Origin of the sequence: Clostridium sp., assembly GCF_051654825.1 — a bacterium.
In the GTDB taxonomy this organism is placed as follows: Bacteria; Bacillota; Clostridia; order Clostridiales; family Clostridiaceae; genus Clostridium.
On the sequence record NZ_JBOFYU010000056.1, the window covers coordinates 1 to 7236 of the forward strand.

The following is a 7236-nucleotide window of genomic DNA, read 5'->3' on the forward strand; positions in this document are numbered from 1 at the left end:
AAATAAATCTCTAACTAACGTCGCTTAATAATATCCATAATTTGTAACCATTCGTGTTTTAAAATGGTTTATTTGTTATACAATTTTTTAATAAAAATATTTTTTATTATTTTACTTGACTATTATTAGCTGGTCTTTATTTAATTAAATTTTGCGTAATAATTATAACATGTATTTTTATTACTCTTATAATATATAAGAAATAAAGTTTATCTTTTTCTCCCTATACTTATATTTTAACTTTATAATATTACAAACTTCTTTATATAAACCTTACAAATTTCTAACAAAACTATTTTTTAAATTTTCAACTTGCTCCAGGCTAATATTAAAAATAAATTCAAATAAAAAATCCCCTGCATTTTATTGCAGAGGATTTTTATTATAATTATTTGTTAGTTCTTATATTTGTTGAAATAGGCTTAGATACTGTGCCATCTGAGTATTTAACTACTACCTTAAATCCATATATAGTATTTGCCTTTAAATTTTCAACTATATAATTAGTAGTTCCTGCCTTAACTGTTTCTACTTCTTTACCATCTTTGTAAATAGTATATCCAGTTACTCCAACTCCACTAACTGGTGCATCCCAAGTTAATGATACACTTGTATTACTAGCATTAGCTTTAATATTACTTGCTTTGTTTGCTACTATTGTAACACCATTTTCAAGTTCACTTTTAATGCTTTCAATAGTTACTCCATCTTTTTCTAAAACAGGCTCTGGAGTTTCTGTAGCTGTTGGATTCTTTATTCCAAAATTATCTATTACATATTGTAAGTCATTCATATCAACTACACCATCAAAGTTAATATCTGCCGCTCTAAGATTACTTAAATAATTATCTTTTATTGCAATTGCATCATTGATATCTATTACTTCATCTTTATTAACATCACCAGCTATTGCTCTTTCAAAGCTCATTTCTTGATAATATCCTATTCCCAATTGATCTACTCTATCTATAGTAAGCTCTCTATATACTGTAAAGTGACCTGGAAGGTTATAAGTTACATCATATTTTTTATTTTCTAGTGGTGCTGTAAATACATATCTTTTAGCTTGAGTATCATAGAATGTCTCAAACTTATTTCCATCTCTATCTACTGCATGTGTTTCTAAACCTACTGTTGAATAATCGAAGGAATCACCTAAAGTTGGTCTTATAATTCCACTTACCTCAAATGTTAAACCTTCTGCCCAATAAGGTTCCATTCTTACCTTTATAGATTCTGGTTCTCTTCTATATGAAGGTGATGCTGTGTCAACTTTTACTGTTTCTCCATTAGAATTAGTGTACTTTGAAGTACCTGTGATAGATATAGTACTATTATACCAAAAATCTACTTTATTCTTTAATGTAAATTGTGCTACCTTAGCTCCACCATCTACAGTGGTTAATGCTTCATTAAATACTATTTTCCCTTTAATATTTAGCATATTATCATCATCAACATCTGTTGTATAAGTTAATGTAGCCTTATCTTGATACTCTGGTAATAAATTAAATTCAACTAATTCTGCAAGATGATTTTTTAATCTATACTCAAAATTAACTTCTTTTACATCAGTAGCATTATTTACTGTTAAGTCTATTGTTGGTGTTTCATTATCTTTATAAGTCTTTTTCTGTGGTTTTAATGAAACATACTTAGTTCCCTTCTTAACAAAGTAAACAGTTCTTACATCATTAATTGAAGTATTTCCTGTTGCATCAACTGCTTGTATTTCAGTTGCTGTTATATTTTTCATTGGAGATGGTGCTAAAGTTCCTGTTACTGTTCCATCTCTTTCAGCTGTAACTTTTGCAGTAGACCCTGTTACTTGTATTCCATAATAATTTGTAAAACTTGGTCTTGAGAAAGGATCTATATTAGCTTCTAATATCTTATTTAAATCTTCATCATAAAATTTTGCTGAAACTGGAATAGTCTTTTCTGAAACTGGATCATACTCATAAATATCTACTCCTGTTAAATCTAAAGGTCCATTTTCAGTATCAATACTTAATTCTTTCACTTCAGGAAGCTTATTATCAACATAAAATGCAAAGTCTGTTTCTAAAATTTCTCCCTTTGTAGTTAATGTTCTTAATCTTAATTTATAATTACCTGTATTTAATTTTTCTGCTTCATATGCAATTGGATTATTTTCATCATCTGTTATAGGTAAATACATTCCATTAAATCCATCTACTCTATATAATAATCCTGGTGATATTCCATTTGTATTAAGTGAACCAAAATATCCAAATTCCTCACCAGTATTTCCATCTACAATTGTAAATGTCATTGCTTTTACAGGATCTACTAATGAGAAGAAAATACTTGATGCTCCAACTATATATCTACTATAATATCCTATTGGTGTAGCAATTTTATCAAGGTCCATATACATTTTATTAGTTATCTTTTCTGATTTAGTAGCTGCAAATGGTATTCTATAATCTTCTTCACCATTAGCTTCATTTACTAAAACTATCCAGCCTTCATAAACACCTAATTCTGCTTCACTTGGAATATTAATAGCTACATTTAAATCTAAAACACTATTAGCATCAACTGAAATTGTTTGTTCATGACTAAGTGAAACTCCATTACTTTCCCAATCCTTAGCTAGTCCCACATTCTTATTTTGAATTACTTCTACTTTAAAGTTCTTAGCTTCTGAACCACTATTATCAATATTTATAACTTTTTCCTTAACTATGTTATTTCCAACATCAGTAAGAACACCAAAGTTTAAATCTCCATCTTGAATTTCAATATCTCCATTTTCACCATTATCAACAGTTACTACATCTGATATTGTTATATTCATTTCTGTTTTAACTGCGTCATAAGCATTTACTCTTCCTGGTCCTATTTCATAAACACTATAGTCACCATTCATAGGGTCTGCTGTATTCATCATCTTAGTTTTAAGTTCCATTGGAGTTAAATCTTTATTCTCTTGTAGCATTAATGCTGCAACACCAGCAGCAAAAGGTGCTGACATAGAAGTACCATTTAATTTGCTATAAGCAAACTCATAGTTTCCTATTGATTCTGGTCCTGCCATATAAGAAGGAACTGTTGAGGATATTGAAACTCCTGGTGCAACTATTTCTGGCTTTATATCATGAGTCTTTGTAACTGGACCTCTTGAACTAAAGCTAGCTAATTTATCTCCTTCTGTTTTATCTATAGCAAATGAATCAAAAGAAATTTTTATTTCTTTATTAGATTCTAATAAAGCTTTAAGAGCTATACCATTTTCTTGAGTTATAGAAAACATTGGTACAAAACCTTTATCTTCTCCAACGTAATTTGATACATGCCCGATTGTATTATTTACTAATAATACAGCTACTGCTCCATTAGCTCTTGCAATTGCTGTTATATCTGTTAATGCATATACACCTCTATCTGCAATAACTACCTTTCCATTAACATCTTTACCTTCATATCCTATTGGCCCACCATTTCCTACATATTCAATAGAAAGTTCTTGTCCACCTAAATCTTCTGGATTTTCTTTAATATGCTTTCCAACTAATCTTAAATCATAGCTTTCTCCATTTGCATTAACTATATTTGCTACTGAAGTAAGTATATCCATTGGAATATCACTTGCTCCTACTGTAAGTGATAAAGCTGACGCTCCTGGTGAACCTAAAGTATATGTGTTTGGCCCACTATTACCTGCTGAAACTACAGCTACTACACCTGATAATACTGCATTGTTTACAGCAATACCTGTAGGATATAATGGATTGTTAGTACTAGCCCCTAATGATAAGTTGATAACATCCATTTCATCTATAACAGACTGTTCTATAGCTGCTATAATATCTGTTGAATATCCTGAACCATACTTACCTAATACTCTATAAACATAAAGTTCTGAATCAGGTGCTACACCTTCTTTTGCATAATCACTTTCATTAGTTCCTTGCCCTGCAATTATACCTGAAACATGTGTACCATGATTTGTGTAATACTTATTTCCATTTGAATTTACTTCTGGTTGACCTGATGCTAACCAATCATCATAAGTAGTTTCCATAGGATCATTATCTTTATCTACATAATCATATCCACCTCTATAAACAGCCTTTAAATCTGGATGATTATAATCAATTCCTGTATCTAAAACACCTACTTTTATTCCTTCTCCACTTATTCCTTCACTATGAAGTTTTTCAACCCCTATTTCATCAGAATCAACACTTCTTAAATTAACATCTGATTCTGTTTCGTTTACTTCTAAAATTGGGTCTATTTCTATTACTTCTTCACTATAAATAGCTTTTACTACATCACATTCTAAAAGTTCTTCTACCCTATTGGCAGGAACTTTTACAGCCATTCCATTAAATACTTTTTTATAGCTATATTCTATATAATTTGATGCCCCACTATATGTCTTAATTTTAAACATATTTTGTATATGCTTAGTCATTTTTTCATGTGCATCTTCTACTTTTTCTTCCTCATCTTGTAATGCAAGCATTTTCCCCTGTATCTTACCTTCAAGAATAGATATTTCTGCTGGTTTTTGATTAAATTCAACTATTACAGTTAAGTCCTCATCACTGTCTAAGTTAACATTATCATTTAATAATAGCCCTGTATTTTCTTCTGAAGCCTCTATAAAATCTAGTGCTTGTTTTTCCTCATCACTTAAAGAAAGTAATATCTTTTCAATATTTCCTTTCTCATCAGCTTGTACAGAAAATGTTGACATTGAAGATATGTTTGTCGATAGCATACCTGTTAAAGCTAATATTGCTATTAGTTTTTTTGCTCCCTTATTCATTTAACGTCCCCCTTTAATCTTCTAGTCTTGCTAGAAATTTGCTTATTGCTTATTTTTACTTTATTAACAATATATGTATACTTTATATCATTTAATCTTAAATGTCAATTTTTATTAACAAATTAATAATTTTTATTGTATTTATTAAACAATTCGTCAAAATCAAACTTATGTAAATTTATTATTTAATATTATAAATTAATATTTTTTATATAAAATTAAATTTTCTTTTATATTCTTTTGAAAAATTTGCCATAAAATAATTTACCATTTAATATAAAAATAAAAGCAGTAGCTACAAATTTAACTGTAACTACTGCTTTATAATAATTTTTAATCTTAATCTTTTAATATTTGTTTAGGAAGTACATACCCTACTATCATAAATAAAATTCCTACAATTAATAATCCTATAAATCCTACATTAAATACTGATGGAAATTTTTCTGATATATTAAATAATGTTAGTTTTCCCATATTTAATGTATCAAATAAACCTAAGTCTTTAAAATACCCATAAGATAATGAAAATGTAAATGCACCTAGTAAACCTCCAATTATAGCAGAAATAGCTTTTTTAACTCCATTACTACCTATTGCTCCAACACAAGTTCCTGGGCAAGTTCCAACAGCACCAAATGCTATTCCAAATAATAATCCACCTATTATAACACCTAAGTTCATCGTTTTAACACTTAAATGAGATATATCAAAAATCCCTAACATTGCTGATATTGAAAGTAAAACACTTGATAAACCTATTGCAAATAATATTATCTTAGCTAAAGATAAATCCTCTAATCTTAACATCTTTAATATATTTCTAAAACCTGTAGCCCCTACATAAGATAATGCAAATCCAAAGAAACCACCAAGTAAAATTGCTAAAAAAATATTCATATACTTAACCTCCTATTTTGCCTTCTTCATTTTTTTAACTATTAATGCAGTTGGAATTGCTGTTCCGAAAACTGCTGCTGCAAAGAAATATCCACTTACACTTCCTTGCATCATTCCACTCATCATATGACCACTAGTACATCCATCTGCCATTCTTGCACCAAATAGTAATAAGAATCCACCTAAAAAGCTTGGAGCATATGTTTTTATAAATCCTTTTTTATTATCATCTAAGGAACAAGCATTAATATCTTTATCCTCATCAACCTCGCCCTCTTGTTCTTTCTTTCTTAAAAATAAATATCCTAAATATCCACCTACTGGTATTGCTAATACAAACATAAAGTCATAATTTAAAGGATGCTTTATATTTTTTGCAAGCTTTCCTTCTGATTTGTCGTAATACGCATTTGTACTCTTGTATCCACTTTCTCTACTTGAATCCTCTACTATTACATCCTTATCTATTGAGCTATGAATGATTCCAGATAAAACTGAAAACTGAGTTGATACACCTATTGGTTTAACTAATAAAACTGCTATAAAAAATGAAATCCCTAAAATTATTGCTCCTTTTATCCAATTATTTTTCTTCATTTTCTTTCCTCCTTTAATCTTATCTTTAATTTGATTTTATTATATAGTAAGATGTAAATATTAAAAGTGATAAAGTCACATAATAATATTATTTCTTATTGTATAGTTTATTTATTATATATATTGTTAGGAGACCATTTATGTTAGCAAAATCCGATGTCAATTTTTTACAAAATACTATTCCTTTTTATAATAAATTAAATATAGAAGAGCAGGAAAATTTCAATAAACATGCTTTTCGTACAACTTTTAAAAGTAATCAATTTTCTTATATAACTCAAAATGAATGTAGTGGTTTATTAGTAGTTTTAAGTGGAAGTTTGAGAGCTTTTTTAAATTCTCCCGACGGTAAAGAAATAACTCTCTATACACTATTAGATGGAGACTCTTGTATTTTTACAGCCTCTTGCATTTTTAATAATATAAATTTCAATGTTAATATTGAAGCAATCATAGATACTGAAGTTATAGTATTACCTAGTCATTATTTAGATTTTCTTCAAAAAAATAATATTGAATTTCAAAAATACATATTACAAGTAACTCAATCTAAAATGTCAGAAGTTATATGGATAATAGAACAAATAGTATTTTCAAGTTTTGATAAAAGGTTAATAGATTATTTATTAAATTTTAACTCTAATACTATTACCACTACTCATAATACAATTGCAAAAGATTTAGGAACAGCACGTGAAGTAGTATCTCGTATGCTTAAACATTTTGAAAAACAAGGTATCGTTAAGCTTTCACGTGGTGTTATAGAAATTATAGATATGGAAAAAATAAAGGATAGATAAACTATCCTTTATTTTTTTCTTATATTTCTAAACCTAGTTAAAGTTATATTCTGTTAAAATACTTTCTCTATTTTTACTCTTATCATTAAAATACTCATAATAACTTAGTCCTAAGAAACTACCTGCTATATTATA

Annotated in this window: 4 protein-coding genes; 1 reads left to right on the top strand and 3 read right to left on the bottom strand. The window is 28.4% G+C overall.

Annotated elements, in window-relative coordinates; genetic code table 11:
• Positions 1-388 precede the first annotated feature (388 nt).
• From ACRDBA_RS03530 to ACRDBA_RS03540, 3 genes are all read right to left on the bottom strand, one after another.
• Positions 389-4804 (bottom strand): S8 family serine peptidase, encoded by a 4416-nt coding sequence (locus ACRDBA_RS03530; protein WP_438571548.1) that lies wholly within the window; start codon positions 4802-4804, stop codon positions 389-391.
• Positions 4805-5143: 339 nt separating this feature from the next.
• Positions 5144-5704: a YeeE/YedE thiosulfate transporter family protein gene (locus ACRDBA_RS03535; protein ID WP_438571549.1), complete on the bottom strand. Its 561-nt coding sequence runs from the start codon at positions 5702-5704 to the stop codon at positions 5144-5146.
• A 12-nt stretch (positions 5705-5716) separates the two neighbouring features.
• Positions 5717-6301, bottom strand: coding sequence for a YeeE/YedE thiosulfate transporter family protein (locus ACRDBA_RS03540; RefSeq protein WP_438571550.1), 585 nt, complete (start codon positions 6299-6301; stop codon positions 5717-5719).
• A 140-nt stretch (positions 6302-6441) separates the two neighbouring features.
• Here ACRDBA_RS03540 and ACRDBA_RS03545 point away from each other — a divergent pair, with 140 nt between their 5' ends.
• Entirely contained in the window at positions 6442-7101 is a 660-nt protein-coding gene (locus tag ACRDBA_RS03545; RefSeq protein WP_438571551.1) for a Crp/Fnr family transcriptional regulator, read from the top strand.
• Positions 7102-7236 lie beyond the last annotated feature (135 nt).

Coding starts and splice junctions, on each gene's coding strand:
- ACRDBA_RS03535 (WP_438571549.1), bottom strand. CDS start 5,704: ATGAATATTTTTTTAGCAATTTTACTTGGTGGTTTCTTTGGATTTGCA.
- ACRDBA_RS03530 (WP_438571548.1), bottom strand. CDS start 4,804: ATGAATAAGGGAGCAAAAAAACTAATAGCAATATTAGCTTTAACAGGT.
- ACRDBA_RS03545 (WP_438571551.1), top strand. CDS start 6,442: ATGTTAGCAAAATCCGATGTCAATTTTTTACAAAATACTATTCCTTTT.
- ACRDBA_RS03540 (WP_438571550.1), bottom strand. CDS start 6,301: ATGAAGAAAAATAATTGGATAAAAGGAGCAATAATTTTAGGGATTTCA.